Below are 17636 nucleotides of genomic sequence, written 5' to 3'. Positions count from 1 at the left end.
TGATTTTCGCTCAACAGAAGCAATCGCAGCCTGGCTCCCGCACTTAGATGTTATCCAGGAATATGCGTCAGGATTTTTCAGTGCTTCAATCATTGAATGATAGAGCACTCTAATGGATTCTTTTCTTATATCAGACATCTCACCGCCTACGAAATCTTGATAGCAATGTCGACCTTTAATCCTTCATCGACATTCTCGATACCAAAAACAGTTACTTCGAAATGACCCGACTCAATTTGAATTTCAAGCCATTGTTTCAGTTCGTCTTCTTTAATCTCGGAAATAGAGTTAACCTTGAACTGATTGCAGACTGCGTCATAAACATCTTCGATGTTGCTGACGTCAGAGAGATTATTACCGTCCTTGAAAAGCCTCAATTGCTGATACGCATATTCAGATTCAACCTCAACCATCTCCTGGCCTTCAAAGTTATCCTGAATATACTCAAAAATGTGATCTGGATTGGTGTGACCTGCCATCCACCGAGCGCTATCTAAGGAGGAAAATTTAAATGTCCAAAAAAAGTTCAAAAGAAACGATTTTCGTAATTCATGTGTATTGACGTACCACCGTCTTCCGTATTCATCGAGTGGTACTTCGATATGGTCACAGAAATAGGAAAGCCGTGACCTTATGAATTCATGATCGGCAATCGAAGCAGATGTCCAACTAAATCCGTAGTTGATTCCATACAGAAGGTATTGTTCTTCTTTTTTTGAAGGGACATGTTTTCGCGCATGTTTGTTCATTTCTTGAAGTAGTACGATGGCCCTAGCTGCAACACGCGGAATTGGCTTCGCATCTTCTGGAAGGATTCCGCGTATACCCGACTTTTCAATATCCTGCATGAGCCAAAAGCCATCGTTATCCTTGAAATATAAACAATCGTATTTTAATGAGGAGAGTTCGTTTACTCTGATCGGTTTCATTGAAGCTATTATAATGAAACAAGCACCCCGCAAGATGTCAATGAGATAGGTTAGCGGAGGTCTTGATCTGAATAATTCCACATCGCGGCCGTGATAATCAAACGAACTGATCTCTATTTTCTTTCGATGTCGTTGAAGTACGTTTTCAACAACAATTTCTCGTTTCTTATAAAGCTGAGTAAATGGTTTTTCAATGACTAATAAACCCTCGTTGTGCAAAGTGTCGAAAGCGTCTACCATAGCACTGATAATCGCCTCCCCTTTGTTAAGCACCCAATCAACCGAGGAGTTGATTATCTGCAGACAAACGGGCAGCGGAATCCAAGGTGTGTGTTTAATCTGCAATTGATTGTTCTGTATGTATGTGTGGATCTCTTCAAACCTAAACTGCTCTGAATCGGGCAATTCACGGTGGAACAACTTCTTTGTAGATAGAAAAATTTTAAAGTAACCCAAGAACTGCTTTATGTTTTCCTTGTTAGCTATAACTTCAGAAATAAGCGGAGTCGTATGTCCAGGAAACTCATACTCAAGCGTCACAGGCACGAGAACGTCTTGGCTTTTCCTTAGTAGATCTGGCTCAAATTGTCTCAAAAACGCACTGAATTTATCGCTATGCGTAATTTGTTGTGGGAGCTCAAATTCCTCGACGAATTTCATGCGGTCTATGACAGAATCACCGAATTTGGTTTTTCGGTAAAATCCTTTTGATTTAAAGACTCTGATTGCTTCGCTAATATCAGCGGATGTTAGATGGTAAATATCGTCGCTGATTAAAGCTGTACCGGACATCTCAAAAAAACGAGCTTTAAAAATCTCTGCAACGCCGAACAACTCCATGATTCCGCCGTGAATTTTCTCTCTTACGTAGCGAAAAAGTCGTTCTTGAGTGAGATTTCTAAGAAACTCTGATCGTGGGCATAGATTAATATCTTTACGAAAGCACCATTGAGCAAAAGATAGAAGGTTATTAACTAGACCAGGTAGTGAACTCACGGAGACGTTTGGAGCGATAGAGGTTGATTCTACTATCACGAAAATTGCTTTCTGGAGGAAGTCAAGAAAATCACGATTTTGAGGTGAATAGAGAAGTGTCCCATCAGGAAGCCGTCTGTTCCAATTTATGGTTCGCACGTACTTATAGCTACCGTCAGCCCTTTTAACAGTTTTTGCTGTTTTAATGATCCATTTGCTTTCATGAATTCCAGATAGCAGCCAATCCGCGATAAAATCACCGGAATAGATTGTGATTCCAGAGTCGTAGCCTGCGAGATACTTTTGAATGCTTACTACGTCCGCTTGGCTCCAGTCCAAATGGGCGTTGAGTTTTCTCATGAAATATTAGCCCGTCGCATGATAAGTTGATCCCACTCCAATTTTTCGGCCATTAATAATGCTTTGTTTTTTGCAGAAAAATTGGTTTCTCTGACGGAGGATTCGTTATGTTGAGAGAGGGTGGTGTTTAAATGCTTTGCTAATGTAATGAAACTGATAGGAGCCAAACCTGTTTTAGAGTCTTTCTGTGCAAGTGTCGATGCACCTATATTATTGTTCTCGGCAATAAGTTTATAAGCATACAACAATGACAGAGACCTCTCTGAAATATTTGCGATCAGATCGCCTTGATGCCTTTCGCGTGTTTCGTCGATTTTATCCTTCAGATAGCTGATTAGAGGATTGTTACCTTTGGAATCAAGAGCAAGCATTTCGAGAATAAAGCTATGTAATTCATTCAAATTACTAAAATCTACAGCGTCGAGTAGATAATCCTCATTTGCACATGCGGAAACAAGCATTAGGTTTTGAAACCGTCTCACCTGCCTTGTGTTATAGGCTGCTATGAGAGGTTTTGGAAGATAGTGCTCAAGCGCTACTCTTGTTCCGTTGCCTAATTTTCTAGAAACGGCTCTGATTGATCCAGTTCGAAAATACTCTAGAACGCCTTCTGAAGCTCGCAGTTTCGAATGGGTTATCTGATTTCGGGAAATCCCGGCATCAGCAAGGGACGGAAACAAGCTGCCGATGAAGAGTGAGCCTTCAGTTCTCCCGGTCAAATAGGCTGTTACTCTCGAACCTTGCGCACAGGTAAAATCCTTATCCTTTGAATTCATGGCGAGGATAACGAATAGGTACTTAGATAAATTGGTGGGGAGATTCGCGAGGTTGGCCGTGCGCATTTCTAAAAGCGTTGAGATAATCTCGAGACTTAAATCTGACAACCCTTCTTTCTTAAAAGCTTTGGCGCGACTCTTTTCAATCATAAAAGAAATTGAAGTTTCCCCAATTTCGAGACGTGATTTACCATGTTTGTCTTCAACCTTGCAGTTAAGCAAGGATAAAAAAGTAAATTTTGGATTTTCCATCATTAAAAGTGCGACGATAAAGGAAACATCCATGTTACCCAAAATGCCTAACATCCAATTTAGTTTTCCCGTATAGCCGATTTTATCTTTTTCAATATGGCTCGGGGGGGTATGACTCATCCATAATGATTTGTTTTCCCACATAACGGTTCTGCTTGCCAGCCCACAGTCTTCAATTTTTGATGAAAGTTTAATGAATCCTTTGTATTTTTTGCTCAATAATAGATAGGCGGCGAAAGATTTCCTGTTATGTCCAGATGAAAAATGGCGTCTAATGGGCGGGGTGCCTTTTTCGCGAGGATATATGTCATAGAAGTCTTTAGCTTTGACCCGTCGCTCAAGAGAAGCGAGATCAATTTCGTTTATTAATTTTTGGCCATCTTCAAAAAATGCTTTTAGGGTCTTCCAATAATCTGTTAACGCTTGATGCAATCTATTTCGTTTTCGTTCAAGATCGTAATAAAGCTCGTCCAAATATTCAGAGTCAGTCCTGCTCAAGCTCACCGGGCAAATTAGTTTATCAATTTGGTCTTTGTTATTAACTTTGTATGCTGCCTTTTCGCCAATTATGCTCACATTGAAGCTGGATTCTTTTTGGACTTGATTGACCTGCTTCATTGCGGGAATGAGAACTGAAATGGGTATCTGATCTCGGTCTTGCAAGTACACCAAAAAGGGGAGAAGATTTTTATTCCAAATAGCGACCCGTGTAGTGATGCTTGATTTAATTTCAGGCGTGATCAATGTCGTCAGATAAAGATTTTTTATTAGCGTCGACCAGTCGTCGGCTTTCTTTGGAAAAGCTTTCATCTCTGAGTCAGTAATAGTCGGTCGCAACACGCTATTTAGGCGACTCCACCAACTTTTTATTGAGATTGGTTTCTTACCCGTGCAGTAATTGACTGCATGCTGTGCGAAAGGTTCCCAGTCTTTTACATGAGACAGATAGTGAATATTGATGTGCCTACAAGCCCCGGCTTCGGATTCTATCCTTAACTGATGCTCGCCGTTTTTCATGGTGATTTTCACTATATCTCTACTTCCGTTAACTGTCGTTCTCGTTTAAATCAATGGCGCCCCATATTAAAAACAGCATCTGCACGATTCGGCCTTCGCTCACGTGAGATCTCTACCAAAAAGCTGTCAAAAAATGTCTCTCAATAATTGTAGCTGTCAGATCATGTAGGTTATTGCAGTGTAGACGAAAAATGGGCGAGTGGGCCTTTTTTTGACAATTTAATGCGTTCGGAATAACGCACTTCGATAGCCTTCGGTGCCGGCAGGTTTGATGGTCCATTGGTCCAGGGCGCGAGCCACCTGCTCTATGTCGCTGTTTTTGTAGCCCTGCAATGGACCGGCCCAGCCGTGAACGTCGTTCAGGGCCTGGGCGAAGCGTTTGGGCAGGTGTTGCGCAAGGTATTGGGCCACCGTGGATTGCGGTTTTGAGTTACGCAGGTCGTGCAGGTCCTGTTCTACGTTGGTGGCGGGCAGCATATTGACGCTCAGGCTGTCGCCGGGGTGCCAGAAGCTGGAAATCTGCAGCATCGAAGGGCCGCTGAGCCCGCGGTGGGTGACCAGCATCGGTTCGCGGAAATGTTCGTTGTTGCAATGCACATCCACAGGGCAACTGACGCCGGACAGGGGCGCCAACTGTTCCTTCAGCTCCGGGTGCAGGGTGAAGGGCACCAACCCTGCCCGGGTGGGCAGTACGGCAAGCCCGAACTGTTTCGCAATATCGTAGCCAAAGCCGGTTGCGCCCATGGTGGGGATGGACAGCCCACCGCAGGCGATGACCAGGGATTCGCAGGTCAGGGTACCGCTGCTGGTTTGTAGCTGATAGCCGTGATCGACACCGCTGATTGTTTTAACGCTTGTCTTAAGTCGCACTTCCGCGCCAGCCCATTCGCATTCGGTGAGCAGCATATCGAGTATTTCCTTGCTGCTGTCCTTGCAGAATAGCTGCCCGGCGGCCTTCTCCTCGTGCTCGATGCCGTGGCGTTCCACCAAGTCCAGGAAGTGCTGGGGGGTGTAGCGTTTCAGGGCGGAGATGCAGTAGTGGGGATTGTCCGAGAGGAAGTTCGCCGGCGTGCTGTTGAGGTTGGTGAAGTTGCAACGGCCACCGCCGGACATAAGGATCTTCTTGCCGGGTTTGTTGGCGTGGTCGATCACCAGCACGCTACGGCCGCGGTAGCCTGCAGTTAGAGCGCACATCAGGCCTGCGGCGCCGGCGCCTATGATGATGACGTCGTAGCTCGCCGTGTTCATCTGATGTTGTCCCGCTGCAGGGCTACGGAGTTCCGGCACGGGTTGAGGGCGGTCAGGGATACGCGGTGAATGCGTCCCTGTACGCTCGACAAAAACATCCCTGTTTTTGACGATCCCTGACAGCTCTCAACCTGCGCCTTGCCAAACATCTGTGCTTGTACCGCCCCGCATGTATTAGTTGGGCGCAGTATACATTTTTGCGGAGACGTTAGGGCAGTTGCACGGAACCTTCCATATAGAATGCCGCCTGGCCCGCAATGGCGACGCGGTCGCCCTTCAGTTCACATCGCAGAACGCCGCCTCTGTCGGACACCTGGTGTGCCAACAGGTGATCCTTGCCGAGTTTTTCGGCCCAGTAGGGCACCAGAATACTGTGGATTGAGCCGGTGACCGGGTCTTCATCAATGCCGCCGCCGGGGGCGAAGTAACGGCTGACGAAGTCGCAGTCATTGCCGGGTGCCGTAATGATGACACCTAGATTGCCAAGTTCTTTGAGCTTGCGGATGTCCGGCTGCGCGGTTTTTACCGCCGCTTCGTTTCCGAGGACGATGAGGTAATTGGTGTCTTTGGGAACAAAGAACGACGTGTTCGGGCAGCCTTCCAGGGCTTCCAGAATCAGGCCGGGTGTCGGGCGTTCCTCAAAGCCCAGATTAGGGAAGTCCAGTTCCAGCCAGCCGTCGTCGGTCTGTTTCACTCCCAGGGGGCCGCTTTTGGACTGGAATCGGATTTGCTCCTTTTTCCAGCCCAGCTTGTTGAAGAGGACCCAGGCGCTGGCGAGGGTGGCGTGGCCGCAGAGAGGCACTTCTATGTCGGGCGTGAACCAGCGTATGTGAAAGTCTTCTTCTGCGTTATCAGGAAGGGGCACCAGAAAGGCCGTTTCCGAGAGATGATTTTCCAGCGCCATTTTTTGCATGGTGTCGTCCGGCAGCCATTCTTCAAGTGGCATGACGGCAGCGGGGTTTCCGCCGAAAACCTGGCTGGCGAAGGCGTCGACCTGATATATCGGTAGTGTTTTCATTCTCTTTCCTTTCGCGAGATTCGATGAGTGATAGCCAGAGTCACCATTCTCCGTTTATGCAGACAACCATAACAGATTCAGATATTGTGATTTTGGACCGGTACAGGCTTTTTTGTTCGACATCTGTGCTGGTAAGAATCTGTTTGATCTGTACTGCAGCCATTCTGGATTGATCTGGCAGGATGAAGCGATGGGCATTCTCTATAATCAGGTAGCAGACCAGTTACACGCATTGATTCGTGATGGGGTTTATCGCGAAGGTGAGCGGTTGCCTGGTGTTCGGGCGCTCAGTCGCCAGTTTGGCGTGAGCGTGTCAACGGTGCTTCAAGCACACCAGACGCTGGAGGCCCGAGGCTACCTCGAAGCGCGAGAGCGCAGCGGCTATTTTGTGCATCTGCCCAGGCGGGATACACCAGAACCGGTGATGCAGAAGCACAAAGCCAAGCCGGTGCCGGTGAGTGCCCGTGACATGGCGCTTGATCTTTGTGCTGACGAAGAGAAACGCATGGTGCCTCTGGCGGCCGCTGTGCCACATCCCGATTTCCTGCCCGTGCGGCAGATCCAGCATGCCACCCTCTGGGCTGCACGGCGAGGGCTGGAAACATTAGACTATGCCTTTCCCGGCAAGATCGAGTATCGCCGTCAGGTGGCCCAGCGAATGGCCGCATTGGGGATTATTACCACGCCCGACGACATTCTTGCCACCAACGGTGCCCAGGAAGCCATTATTCTTGCCCTGCAGGCGGTCACTTCGCCTGGGGATATCGTGGTTGTCGAGTCACCATCGTTCCCGGGCATCCTCCAGGCGCTGGACGTGGTTGGGCTCCGGGTCATTGAAGTGCCGACGCATCCTTCGGAAGGGCTGAGCCTGGAGGGATTGGAGCTGGCGCTGGAACAGTGGCCGGTGAAGGCATGCGTGGTGGTCCCCAATCACAGCAATCCCATGGGCGCGACGATGTCTGATCTTCGCAAGCAGCAGATGGTAAGGATGCTGGAAGCGGTGGGCGTTCCTTTGATTGAGGACGACATCTACGGCGATCTCTATTACGGCATGAATCGACCCAGACCGGCAAAGGTCTTTGATCGCACCGGCAATGTTATCTATTGCAACTCCTTCTCCAAGACCATTTCTCCGGGTTTACGGCTGGGATGGATGATGCCGGGAAAATACCTCGCCGAAGCACGGCAGCAGAAGTATTTCAGTAATCTGGGTACGGCGAGTGTGCCCCAGATTGCCGTAGCGCATTTCCTGGAGCAGGGCGGTTACGACCGATACCTGCGTTCAGCCCGGCAGCGTTACCGCGAGGCAACGGACCGTATGCGTGCGGCAGTAGGACGCTCCTTCCCGGAAGGTACGGCTGTCAGCCGTCCCCAGGGCGGTTTCGTGCTGTGGGTTCAGCTTCCGGGCACAGTGTCCGGTACAGAGGTGTTTCGCCGGGCGCGGGAGGAGAATATCAACGTGGCTCCGGGCCTGATGTTCTCCACCACCGACAAGTACGAAAACTGCCTGCGATTGAATGGTGCCAATCCCTGGAGTGAGCGGGTTGAGCAGGCCATTGCGCGCCTCGGTGCCATCGTAACGGCTGTGGCGGCTGAGTCCCGGGCCTGACTCGGGCCTATTTTTTCCGCAGGCTCATCGGATCCAGCAGGCCGATGGCAACCGCAATGCCCGTAACATCCGGCACGCGCTCCACACCTAGCCGTTTCATTACGCGCGCCCTGTACAAGTCAATTGTCTTCACGCCGATGCCCAGTTGCTCCGCTATTTCCCTGCTGGTGTATCCTTGTGCCAATGGCATGAATACATCCCGTTCCCGCCGTGTGAGAGAAGCGACAAGCGTGTCAGTGTGCTGGTCTCCACGTTGTTGACTATTGGTTTTCTGATGTTCCTGAAGGGCCTGCTGGACGCTATCCAGAAGAAGTTGTTCGTTGAATGGCTTCTCGATGAAATCAAAAGCCCCGGATTTGAAGGCGCGGACCACGATGGGCACATCCGCGTGTCCAGAGAGAAAGATGATGGGAAGTTGCGAGCCCCGTTTTTGAAGCTCTTCCTGAACGTTCAGGCCGCCGAGGCCAGGCATCCGTATGTCGAGGACCACGCAGCCGGTATGCTCCGGATTAACGGCGTTCAGAAATTGCCGGCCATCTGCATAAGGCTGCACGTGTAGGCCAACGGACTCCAGCAGCCACTGGGTGGACTCCAGCATGCCGGCATCATCGTCTACAACATAAACGGTATGGGCTGAATCACTCATCCTGGTCTGTCTCCCTAGGGTTGCCGGATTCATTCTTTTTGCAGTGGGGAGGAGGGAAGCGGCATATCAGTGTCAGGCCGCCACCGTCGGCTGGTTGTGCGTCCAGAAAGCCGCCATATCCCTCAATAATGGAGCGGCTCATGGAAAGTCCAAGGCCAAGTCCTTGAGGTTTGCTGGTATAGAAGGGCGTGAACATGTGTCGCAGGCCTTCCTCGTCAAGGCCCGTTCCGTGGTCAGTCACCTTGATCAGGGTCTCCTGCGCCGGTGTTATGCAGGTTTCAATCTTAATGTGAGATGGGGCGTTGTTATCCTGCCGGGCTTCGGTATTGGCGTCGATACCGTTGCGAATCAGGTTGATCAACACCTGCTCGAGTAAGACCGGGTCGGCAGTGAGTACGGGGTTGAGCGGCGTTAGGTTCTCCTGGATGACAACATTATGTTTGTCTGCATCCCATTGGCATAGTCGCTTGACGTTGGTTACCGCGTCATTGATGTTAACCGGCGCTGTGCGTTGCTGCCCCTTACGTAGAAAGGCCCGCAGTCGCTTGATGACTTCCGAGGCGCGGTTGGCGTGATGAGTGATTCGCTGCAGACCATCGTCCACCCGCTCGAGGTTCTCCGGGTACTCCAGGGCCAGTTTCAGATAACGCTGGCTTGCACTGGCAAAGTTAACGATCGACGCCAGTGGCTGGTTCATCTCGTGGGCGATACTGGATGCCAGTTCGCCCAGTGTCGCCAGGCGGGCAGTGTGGGCGAGTTCTTCGGCCAGTCGGCGGTTGTTTTCTTCCGACTTTACCCTTGCGGTAATGTCTCGTGAGACGCTGACGGCCTCGATCACTGCTCCGGTGTAGGTTTCCCTGATCGCCCGGCTGGCGATTTCAAACCATCGCTTGCTGCCGTCCCGGTGGGTGATCTCTATGGTCATGGTGGCGTAGCCTTCGTCCCGAAGCCGGTTACGGGCTTCCTCCATTTCGGCGCTGAAGGCATTGCTTCGGAATACCTCTTCAAGAGGTTTGCCCCTAAGTTCCTCAGGCCAGTACCCCAGCAGCCTCCAGGATGCCGGCGTGGCATCAATGAACCTGCCATCCGGTGCATGCCGGGAAATAAGGTCTGTAGTGTTTTCGGTAATCAATCGGTAAAGCCGGCTGGATCGGGTTGCCTCGTCCAGTTTCCGAATGTTGTCTGTGACATCCCGTCCCCGTGCCAGAATCTGGCGAGAGTCCTGGTCGGGAATGAACGTCCACGACAGGGTGGCCGAATGCAGACGACTCTCCACGCCTTCAATAGCGCGCCCCTGGGTAAGGCAGGCATTGATCAGAGCTGAGAAATTGACTGGTAGCAGTCTGATCGGGTTGTCGGTTCCGGTCTCCGCACACAGATCTTTCGCTGCCTGATTCAAGCCTAGCAGCTGGCCGTCGGAATCGAGTATAAGCCCTGCTTCAGGGTCGGAACTTGGCAGCTGGAAGGTTGTGATAGTGCTTCCTTGGTTATTTTTCATTTTAATATAGTAAATACACTATAATACATTGGTGTAATTTCTAGTAGTGTTGCTATAAAATAGTATCTCTATACCAGATATTGTAGCCCTTTTGGTAGACTTCTTTAATGCACCATAAGAATAATGACGCTTACAGGACCATACAATGACATCAATTTTTGATCAGGGCCTCGAGCCAGTCAGCGCCAATCACTCTGTCCTTTCCCCCATCGACTTTATTGAGCGTACCGCCAGTGTCTACCCGGACTATCCGGCAGTCATACACGGAGCCATTCGCTATACCTGGGGACAGACCTATGAACGGTGTCGCCGACTGGCCTCTGCGCTTTCCAGCAGGGGCATCGGTCGTGGCGACACGGTGGCGGCGATACTGCCCAATATTCCGGCGATGGTGGAATGTCACTTTGGCGTTCCGATGATTGGGGCTGTGCTCAACACTCTTAACGTGCGACTGGATGCTGAGGCCATTGCTTTTATGCTTGAGCACGCTGAAGCCAAAGTGGTGGTGGCCGATCGGGAGTTCGGTAGTGTGGTTCGCGATGCAATCAGTCGTCTGGACTCAAAGCCATTGGTCATTGACATTGACGATCCCGAATACGGTGAGGGTATCCAGGTGAGCGATCTGGATTACGAAGCGTTCCTTCAGGAAGGCGACCCGGAGTTCCAGTGGAACCTGCCTGAAAACGAATGGGATGCAATTTCACTGAACTATACATCAGGTACCACCGGGAACCCGAAAGGTGTGGTTTACCACCATCGTGGCGCTTATCTGAACAGTCTTGGCAATCAGGCCGTGTGGTCAATGGGCCAGCACCCCGTCTACCTGTGGACGCTTCCCATGTTCCACTGCAACGGCTGGTGTTTCCCCTGGACCGTCACGGCGATGGCAGGCACCCATGTGTGTCTACGGCGGGTGGACCCGGAGAAAATCCTCCAGCTGATTCGCGATCATCAGGTGACTCACATGTGCGGTGCGCCAATTGTGCTCAACGCTCTGTTGAATGTGCCAGAGTCTGCAAAAGCCGGAATTGATCACGAGGTGAAGGCGATGACAGCCGGTGCAGCCCCTCCTGCACAGGTTATCGGTGCCATTGAGGAAATGGGGATTGCGATTACCCATGTATATGGTCTCACCGAGGTATACGGCCCAGTGACAGTGTGTGCGTGGAAATCCGAGTGGGATGAGAAAACGCTGGATGAACGGGCCACGATCAAAGCACGTCAGGGCGTTCGTTATCAGACGCTGGCAGGCACGATGGTGGGCGAGCCAAGCACCATGGAGCCAGTACCTAAAGACGGTAAAACCATTGGCGAGATATTCCTGCGCGGTAACACCGTAATGAAGGGCTATCTGAAAAACCCCAAGGCCACTGAGGAAGCCTTTCGCGGCGGTTGGTTCCACACCGGCGATCTGGCTGTGTGGCACGAGGACGGTTATATGGAGATCAAGGATCGTCTGAAGGACATCATCATTTCGGGGGGCGAAAATATTTCTACCATTGAGGTGGAAGACGCTCTGTATCGCCATCCGTCGGTATTGGAGGCAGCGGTGGTTGCGCGTCCAGACGCCAAATGGGGCGAGACCCCTTGTGCGTTTATCACCTTGAAGCCGGAAGCCAGCGAAGTGAGCGAGGAGGATCTGATCGACTTCTGCCGTGAACGATTGGCTCGCTTCAAGGTGCCCAAGACGATCGTATTTAGTGACCTGCCAAAAACCTCAACCGGCAAGATCCAGAAATTCGTGCTGCGAGACCAGGCAAAAGAACTGGATTGATCTGGTGGTGTTATAGCCCGGCGACCGGGTTTGGAAACCGTTAACACAAAAACAACATGAGGTGCGGATGATTCCGCACCAGGAGACTTTTTATGCAAGTTTACCACCGTAAAAATGGGGAAGAGCAGCCATATTGGCCGGCTGGTCCATTCAAGATTCGACTGCCGTTTGTTCACTACCGTTGGGAGTTTGCCGAAATGGTGCAGGCGCTGATCATGTTCGTGGTCAGCCTTGCGATGATTCCGCTTCTGGAGAAGTACCTCGGTGTGCCCTACGACGTTGCGCTTGCCTACGTGGTGATTTGCGGCATCGGTTTCATGTTGCCAGCGTTACTCGGTGTTCCACTGATACCGGGCTGGATCACGCCGGGCATCCCTGTGGTGCTTCTCTTCCTGGGTGACTACGAGCCGGGTCCGGAGGCAATTAAAGCGTTGTTTGCGCTACAGTTCCTGGTGTTCATTATTTTCCTGGTGCTGGGGGTTACCCGCTTGGGGAGCAAGCTGGTGGAGCTGATTCCCCGTTCCATGAAGGGCGGCATTATTATTGGTGCCGGTATTGCCGCATTGATGGGCGAAATCGAAGCAGGTGGACGACTGGCTGAAACCCCCATTTCCCTGATTGTGGGCGGTCTGGTCTGTCTGTATCTGATGTTTTCGGTATCTTTCAAAGGGTTCGTCGACACCAGCAACATTGCCCGCAAGATTGCGAACTACGGAATGGTCCCGGGAATGGTCGTCGCCATCCTGGTGGGTTTTGCCACTGGTGAGTATGCCGTTCCAGACGTGGAGTGGGGCATTACCAAGCCGGCGTTTGACGAGCTGTGGAACTATCTGCCGTTTGCTGTCGGGTTTCCCGATGCCGAAGTGTTCATGTACGCCATTCCGACAGCGGTGATCGCCTATGTCATTGCCTTTGGTGACATCGTAGTTGGGCAGTCGTTGATGAACCGGGTGGATCACCTGCGAAAGGATGAGGAGATTGATAACAGCATTGATCGTGTACATCTCGTGACGGCTATCCGCAACGGTGGGCACGCTTTCTTTGCGCCATACCCCGGTCTTGCCGGCCCTATCTGGACGGCGGTTACCGCTACCATGGCTGAGCGTTATAAATATGGCCGTAACGCCATGGATTCCATCTACAGCGGTGGTGGTACGTTCTGGGTTACTGGTTTCATTGCCTTGTTTGTGTTGCCGTTGGTGAGCTTCTTCCAGCCAGTATTGCCGATTGCCTTGTCGTTGACTCTGCTTCTGACTGGCTACATCTGCCTAATGGTGGGGCTTGAGCAATTGGAGAACAACACTGAACGTGGTATCGCCGGTACCATGGGGGTGGTTCTGGCAGTCTATGGAGCGGGTTGGGGACTGGCCACCGGTGCCGTGCTGTATTTTCTTATCGAGCGCACCAAGCTGCTTGGATTTACCGCCGACCCGGAAGCGCCGGGTGTTAAGGCAACTGAAGAACATTAAGCCAGCAGCGTCTGATCTGCTTGAACGCACTTTACCCTTATGTGTCCTTGGAGGCATCGGCTTGGCCATGCCTCCTTTTTTGTTTGACAAGTTGTCATATAGTGACAACTTGTCGCTTTTTTGTAGTTGTCGCCTTCCTTCCGTGTTGAATTCGGGTTTAAACTGAAGTTTCTGATCAATTTTCGTACGCGACGTTGCCGCTGTACGGTGAATGCCGCTTCATAATCACAATAACCCGGAGGCAGTCATGACCATCAGCTCCACGCCCGAAGGCGTTTCGGTTGCACCCCGACACATGCACTTCGATATTGCCGACGACCTCAAAACCCTGTGGCACGGCAATGACACCTTCCGCACGGCGTTCTTCAATGCGCTTTCGCTCCAGTTCCCCGATGGCGAGCAGCAGTTTATCAATGCGGTTCGGCTCTACCGGGACAAGGTGGACGATCCCAAGCTTAAGGAAGAGATTCGCGGGTTTATTGGCCAGGAGGCGCTGCATAGCCGGGAGCACAAGCACTACAACGAAGCGTTGAAGGCTCGTGGGTACAACATCGATGCCATTGATGAGCGATTCCGCAGGCATATGGCGTGGGTAGGCAACCTGCCGCCCAGTCGCCAACTGGCCGGAACCTGCGGCGCCGAGCATTATACCGCGGTGCTGGCGAATGCCATTCTCCGTCACCCGGAATGGATGGAAGGGGCCACACCGGACATGGAAAAGCTGTGGCGCTGGCACGCCATCGAGGAAACTGAGCACAAATCGGTGGCTTTCGACGTCTATCGACACTGCGTTGGCAATGAGCGTCTTCGCCGGATTGTATTCCTGTTTGTGACCTGGAATTTCTTCAAGTACACCTTCCTGAACACCTGCAGTCTGTTGAAAACCGACGGCAAGTTGTGGAGCCTCGGCACGTGGATCGGTGGTATTAACTTTCTATGGGGTAAACCGGGGGTGTTGCGCAAGTGCATGCCGGACTTCCTGGCCTATTTCCGCAAGGGGTTTCATCCGTGGCAACAGGATAACCGTGAACTGATCGAGAAAAACCTCAATGAACTTGAACTGAAGCCATCCGCTCGCTAGCAGGGTGCTGAAATATTGACCGCTTTGTGTAAGACTGGGCCTGCCAAAAACAATGACAATAAAGGGAAGCAACCGGCTGGAATAGCTTCCCATAGCTGGAGGCCCCATGCGCGTTGGTCTTATCGTTGATTCCGCCTGCGATCTGCCCTATGAGTTCAGTCGCAAGCACGATCTGTTTGTTCTGCCGGTCACGGCCGTTATTGATGGCCAGACCTACATCGACGAGCACGACCCGGTCAGGACCCAGGAATTCTACCAGAGCGGCCTGTTGCAGAAGGGCCACCACGCCGAAACACACGCCTTCTCCGCCGAACAGATCCACGATCTGTTCATGGAAAAAATTGTCACGGAATTTGACGTTGCCATCTGCGAAACGGTCACCCGGTCTCGCAGCCTGATTTTCCAGAATGCCACGGAAGCCATGAACAGTGTGATGGGGCACTATCATGAGGCCCGCCACGCCGCCGGGCGGGAGGGCAAATTCTCCATGCGGGTGATCGACAGCAAACAGATCTTTGCCGGCCAGGGGCTGCTGGCGGCTCACACCCTTCGCCTGATTGAGCAGAAGCTTTCGAAAAACGCCTTACGCAATGAAGTCGACACGTTCACCGACAGAATCTACACCTGCGTGATTCCCCGGGATTTGCACTATATCCGCGAACGGGCCCGTCGGCGTGGAGACAAGAGCGTGTCGGCACTGGTGGCGTTTCTCGGCAAGGCACTGAACATCACCCCGGTCATTTTTGGTCAGGGCGCTGAAGGACAACCGGTTGCCAAAACCCGGAGTTTCGACGTGGCAGTGGAAAAAGTGATGAACTATGCCACCGCGAGGGTCGAGGCAGGTCTGTTGACGCCCTATGTCAGCCTTTCCTGCGGCCTGACCTGGACTGAAATCGAGGACCTTCCAGGATTGAATCGCCTGCGTGACGCCTGTGAGAAAAACGGTGTTGAGCTGTTGCTCTCCCAGATGGGCATTACCAGCAGCATCTACATCGGCCCCGGCAGCCTGTGCCTGGCGCTTGCCGCAGAACCCCACGAATTCAGCGATTTCCAGTAGCCGGGGCTATCGGGCGCCCAGGCACCACCTCCCGTTTCTTGGCTCACTCGCACACCAAAGGCTGTATCTTCGGCAAACGCAGCCGGTCGGGCTTCGTGTTAGCCTCATGTCGTTCTCAATTCAGAAGCCCACTTCCAGACAGCACCGGACCCCGATTATGACCAAAGGTAAAACGGATCTCGCCAATGCGTTGCTCGAGCAACACGTAAAACACGAACTGGCTTCCCTGAAAGGGGCCAAGTTGCGGCGCTTTCTCGAAACCGAAGTGGATGAACTGTTTGACTACGCCGGGGCCATCACCCTGAACCGGCTGACCTCGGCGGAACAGGTTATGGGCGTGATCCAGCGCATTGTGATCAACATGGAACTGGATGCCGGTATCCCGGAACTGGCGGCCGAAATGGCTACGGAGGTATTGAACGCGCCGGTCCAGCGCACGTCCCGGTTACGGGATATTATCACCCGAGAGCAGGCCACCGGGTTCCTCGAAGAGGCCCTTGAACTACGTCAGCAGCGTGAGCGGGTGATCAGCGAGATCATGGCTCACCCGGTCTATCAGGAGCTGGTTTCAAACGTGGTGTATCAGGGCGTGGTGAACTACCTCTACGAGGACAACCTGATTACCAAGAGTGTTCCCGGTGTCGGCTCGATGATGAAGTTTGGCAAGCGCATGGCCAACAGGGCGGTTCCGGGCCTGGACGAGACCTTTGAGCGCCGTTTCAAGGCCTGGTTGTCCGACAGCCTGCCGGGGTTGATCAGCCGGAGTGAACAGTTCCTGAACAAGGCGCTGAGCGACGAGGAGCTGCGCGACAGCGTGATGGCCGTATGGGTGTCACTGGAAGACCGCACCATCGAAGAGTTGCACGAGGGGCTTGGAGACATACAGCTCCAGGAGTTTGTGGTTCTGGGGTATGAGTTCTGGCTGCAGTTCCGACAGACGGCCTATTTTGAGGGGTGTGCCAGGGCCGTGGTGGAGCACCTGTTTACCCTGTATGGCGACAAGCCGGTAATTGAGCTGTTGGCTGCCGTTGGGGTCGATCGCGATGTAGTCATGGCGGAGGTGGATGCCTACGCACTTCCTGTGATAGACGTGCTGCGGGAGGAGGGGTATCTTGAGGCCCTGATCCGTCGTCGTCTTGCGCCATTCTATAAGTCGGCCGCGGCGAAAAAACTTCTGCAGCAGGAGAGCTGAGCACTCCTGCGTTCGCGTGGGATGTTTGGCAATGCTGGTACCAACGGAGCTGTTCTGGGCCTATCTGGTGGCCATCTCGCTACTGACTGTCACGCCAGGGGTGGACACCCTGCTGGTGATGCGGAACGCCGGGCGCGGTGGATTGAAACATGGTTTGCGGGATGGCTGTGTCACCAGCGTGGGCATCTGCTGTGGGTTGTTTATTCACGCCACCCTGTCCGCTCTGGGTATTTCGGTGCTGCTGGTAGAGACGGCCTGGGCGTTTACCGCGGTCAAATGGGCAGGTGCCTGCTACCTGATCTGGCTGGGGCTGAGTTCGTTGCGTCAGGCCATGGCCCGGGGCCCCGCAAACGCCGATGAATCCTCGATATCGAGCGCCGAACCGCCATTGATGAAACCGGTATCAATCTGGGTGGCGTTTCGAGAAGGCCTGCTGTCCAACGTGCTGAATCCGAAAACGGCGCTGTTCTATATGGCGTTGCTTCCTCAGTTTATCGATCCCGCCGGGAATGCATTCCAGCAATCGCTGTTCCTTGCGGCGGTTCACTTTGTGCTGGCGATGGCCTGGCAATGTGGGCTGGCGTTGGTGGTGGTCAAATCAAGAAGGCTTGGCGTGGGGCAGGGCGTAAAGCGCATGCTGAACGCGCTGACTGGTGGCTTCTTCGTCGCTATCGGGGCAAAACTGGCGACGCAGTGAAGTGGTGATGTATGAAAAAGGGGAGCCGAGGCTCCCCT

General features: G+C 52.4%; 13 protein-coding genes. 7 read left to right on the top strand and 6 right to left on the bottom strand.

Annotation, left to right across the window (positions count from 1 at the left end):
- Window positions 1-146: 146 nt before the first annotated feature.
- The 4 genes from AXW11_RS14040 to AXW11_RS14025 all read right to left on the bottom strand — a co-directional run bounded on the left by AXW11_RS14040 (window position 147) and on the right by AXW11_RS14025 (window position 6575).
- Window positions 147-2264: a hypothetical protein gene (locus AXW11_RS14040; protein ID WP_075195764.1), complete on the bottom strand. Its 2118-nt coding sequence runs from the start codon at window positions 2262-2264 to the stop codon at window positions 147-149.
- On the bottom strand, window positions 2261-4321 hold the full coding sequence (locus AXW11_RS14035) for a hypothetical protein (RefSeq protein ID WP_177190656.1): 2061 nt from the start codon (window positions 4319-4321) through the stop codon (window positions 2261-2263). The genes AXW11_RS14040 and AXW11_RS14035 overlap by 4 nt, the downstream gene beginning before the upstream one ends.
- A gap of 207 nt (window positions 4322-4528) precedes the next feature.
- The gene (locus AXW11_RS14030) at window positions 4529-5557 is read right to left on the bottom strand and encodes a BaiN/RdsA family NAD(P)/FAD-dependent oxidoreductase (protein WP_258955227.1); all 1029 of its coding nucleotides are present in this window, start codon (window positions 5555-5557) and stop codon (window positions 4529-4531) included.
- Between the two features lie 208 nt (window positions 5558-5765).
- Entirely contained in the window at window positions 5766-6575 is an 810-nt protein-coding gene (locus AXW11_RS14025; RefSeq protein ID WP_041334710.1) for a PhzF family phenazine biosynthesis protein, read from the bottom strand.
- A gap of 190 nt (window positions 6576-6765) precedes the next feature.
- On the opposite strand from AXW11_RS14025, the gene AXW11_RS14020 reads away from it, so the two are divergent.
- Complete coding sequence (locus AXW11_RS14020; RefSeq protein ID WP_075195842.1) at window positions 6766-8184, top strand: aminotransferase-like domain-containing protein; 1419 nt, start codon at window positions 6766-6768, stop codon at window positions 8182-8184.
- 7 nt (window positions 8185-8191) lie between these two features.
- Here the strand turns inward: AXW11_RS14020 and AXW11_RS14015 are convergent, their stop codons facing one another.
- Entirely contained in the window at window positions 8192-8830 is a 639-nt protein-coding gene (locus tag AXW11_RS14015) for a response regulator transcription factor (RefSeq protein ID WP_075195841.1), read from the bottom strand.
- A complete protein-coding gene (locus AXW11_RS14010) occupies window positions 8823-10328 on the bottom strand; it encodes a sensor histidine kinase (protein WP_036204553.1) in 1506 nt (501 codons plus the stop codon). Before AXW11_RS14010 ends, AXW11_RS14015 begins: the two co-directional genes overlap by 8 nt.
- A 145-nt stretch (window positions 10329-10473) precedes the next feature.
- Here AXW11_RS14010 and AXW11_RS14005 point away from each other — a divergent pair, with 145 nt between their 5' ends.
- The 6 genes from AXW11_RS14005 to AXW11_RS13980 all read left to right on the top strand — a co-directional run bounded on the left by AXW11_RS14005 (window position 10474) and on the right by AXW11_RS13980 (window position 17598).
- Window positions 10474-12102 (top strand): acyl-CoA synthetase, encoded by a 1629-nt coding sequence (locus AXW11_RS14005; RefSeq protein WP_041334713.1) that lies wholly within the window; start codon window positions 10474-10476, stop codon window positions 12100-12102.
- Window positions 12103-12194: 92 nt separating this feature from the next.
- Window positions 12195-13571: a solute carrier family 23 protein gene (locus tag AXW11_RS14000; protein ID WP_041334715.1), complete on the top strand. Its 1377-nt coding sequence runs from the start codon at window positions 12195-12197 to the stop codon at window positions 13569-13571.
- A 247-nt stretch (window positions 13572-13818) separates the two neighbouring features.
- Complete coding sequence (locus tag AXW11_RS13995; RefSeq protein ID WP_075195840.1) at window positions 13819-14652, top strand: metal-dependent hydrolase; 834 nt, start codon at window positions 13819-13821, stop codon at window positions 14650-14652.
- Window positions 14653-14758: 106 nt separating this feature from the next.
- Window positions 14759-15709 (top strand): DegV family protein, encoded by a 951-nt coding sequence (locus AXW11_RS13990; protein ID WP_036204559.1) that lies wholly within the window; start codon window positions 14759-14761, stop codon window positions 15707-15709.
- A gap of 157 nt (window positions 15710-15866) precedes the next feature.
- On the top strand, window positions 15867-16901 hold the full coding sequence (locus tag AXW11_RS13985; protein WP_085681355.1) for a hypothetical protein: 1035 nt from the start codon (window positions 15867-15869) through the stop codon (window positions 16899-16901).
- 31 nt (window positions 16902-16932) lie between these two features.
- Window positions 16933-17598: a LysE family translocator gene (locus tag AXW11_RS13980; RefSeq protein WP_036204562.1), complete on the top strand. Its 666-nt coding sequence runs from the start codon at window positions 16933-16935 to the stop codon at window positions 17596-17598.
- Window positions 17599-17636 lie beyond the last annotated feature (38 nt).

It is taken from the genome of Marinobacter sp. Hex_13, assembly GCF_001566815.1.
Taxonomy (GTDB): Bacteria; Pseudomonadota; Gammaproteobacteria; order Pseudomonadales; family Oleiphilaceae; genus Marinobacter; species Marinobacter salarius.
This window is presented reverse-complemented; position numbering and strand designations above follow the sequence as displayed.

Coding starts and splice junctions, on each gene's coding strand:
- AXW11_RS14025 (WP_041334710.1), bottom strand. CDS start 6,575: ATGAAAACACTACCGATATATCAGGTCGACGCCTTCGCCAGCCAGGTT.
- AXW11_RS13990 (WP_036204559.1), top strand. CDS start 14,759: ATGCGCGTTGGTCTTATCGTTGATTCCGCCTGCGATCTGCCCTATGAG.
- AXW11_RS14005 (WP_041334713.1), top strand. CDS start 10,474: ATGACATCAATTTTTGATCAGGGCCTCGAGCCAGTCAGCGCCAATCAC.
- AXW11_RS14040 (WP_075195764.1), bottom strand. CDS start 2,264: ATGAGAAAACTCAACGCCCATTTGGACTGGAGCCAAGCGGACGTAGTA.
- AXW11_RS13985 (WP_085681355.1), top strand. CDS start 15,867: ATGACCAAAGGTAAAACGGATCTCGCCAATGCGTTGCTCGAGCAACAC.
- AXW11_RS14030 (WP_258955227.1), bottom strand. CDS start 5,557: ATGAACACGGCGAGCTACGACGTCATCATCATAGGCGCCGGCGCCGCA.
- AXW11_RS14015 (WP_075195841.1), bottom strand. CDS start 8,830: ATGAGTGATTCAGCCCATACCGTTTATGTTGTAGACGATGATGCCGGC.
- AXW11_RS14000 (WP_041334715.1), top strand. CDS start 12,195: ATGCAAGTTTACCACCGTAAAAATGGGGAAGAGCAGCCATATTGGCCG.
- AXW11_RS13980 (WP_036204562.1), top strand. CDS start 16,933: ATGCTGGTACCAACGGAGCTGTTCTGGGCCTATCTGGTGGCCATCTCG.
- AXW11_RS13995 (WP_075195840.1), top strand. CDS start 13,819: ATGACCATCAGCTCCACGCCCGAAGGCGTTTCGGTTGCACCCCGACAC.
- AXW11_RS14020 (WP_075195842.1), top strand. CDS start 6,766: ATGGGCATTCTCTATAATCAGGTAGCAGACCAGTTACACGCATTGATT.
- AXW11_RS14010 (WP_036204553.1), bottom strand. CDS start 10,328: ATGAAAAATAACCAAGGAAGCACTATCACAACCTTCCAGCTGCCAAGT.